The organism is Vibrio sp. UCD-FRSSP16_30 (genome assembly GCF_001676025.1).
In the GTDB taxonomy this organism is placed as follows: domain Bacteria; phylum Pseudomonadota; class Gammaproteobacteria; order Enterobacterales; family Vibrionaceae; genus Vibrio.
In genome coordinates this window covers 1-880 of record NZ_LZFW01000063.1, presented here as the reverse complement: position 1 = coordinate 880, position 880 = coordinate 1, and the positions used below count along the sequence as shown (strand labels likewise).

1 tRNA gene and 2 rRNA genes are annotated in these 880 nt (G+C 44.1%); all 3 read left to right on the top strand.

Features of this window, described 5'->3' with window-relative positions:
- Positions 1-283: ribosomal RNA gene (locus A9260_RS14275) — 16S ribosomal RNA — on the top strand; the annotation flags it as partial.
- 68 nt (positions 284-351) lie between these two features.
- Positions 352-427 (top strand) — tRNA-Glu (locus tag A9260_RS14270).
- Positions 428-762: 335 nt separating this feature from the next.
- Positions 763-880, top strand: a 23S ribosomal RNA gene (locus A9260_RS14265); the annotation flags it as partial.

Genomic DNA, 880 nt, shown 5'->3' with positions numbered 1-880 from the left:
ACCAGCGATGGTGAGCGAATCCCAAAAAGTGCGTCGTAGTCCGGATTGGAGTCTGCAACTCGACTCCATGAAGTCGGAATCGCTAGTAATCGTGAATCAGAATGTCACGGTGAATACGTTCCCGGGCCTTGTACACACCGCCCGTCACACCATGGGAGTGGGCTGCAAAAGAAGTGGGTAGTTTAACCTTTCGAGGAGGACGCTCACCACTTTGTGGTTCATGACTGGGGTGAAGTCGTAACAAGGTAGCCCTAGGGGAACCTGGGGCTGGATCACCTCCTTATACGATGATTATTCACGATGAGTGTCCACACAGATTGATATGGTTTAGAAAGTTTAAGAGATGCCTATGTCCCGTTCGTCTAGAGGCCTAGGACACCGCCCTTTCACGGCGGTAACAGGGGTTCGACTCCCCTACGGGATACCATCTTTAAGTACATTTCCTTTTAGGGAATAAGTGTCTTTAAAAATGGTTACTTTTTAGTGATTATGCTCTTTAACAATTTGGAAAGCTGACGAACAATAATGTGATTTCATTATTGTTCAAATTTAAAAGTTCTCAAATCCTAAGTCTTTAAGATTTAGGTACCAACACACATTCAAGTGTTCTTGGGAATAGCATCATTGCCTGATGTTATTCAAATTTGAGTCCGGCAAAATCGAATGTTATCTCGCTCATAATAAAGAGATAACGCACCTTGGAAACGTCATACTACGTTGTAGCAAACGTATTGCGTTAAGCAAGACCCTTTGGGGTTGTATGGTTAAGTGACTAAGCGTACACGGTGGATGCCTTGGCAGTCAGAGGCGATGAAAGACGTAATAACTTGCGATAAGCCCAGATTAGGTAGTAATAACCATTTGAGTCTGGGATGGATTT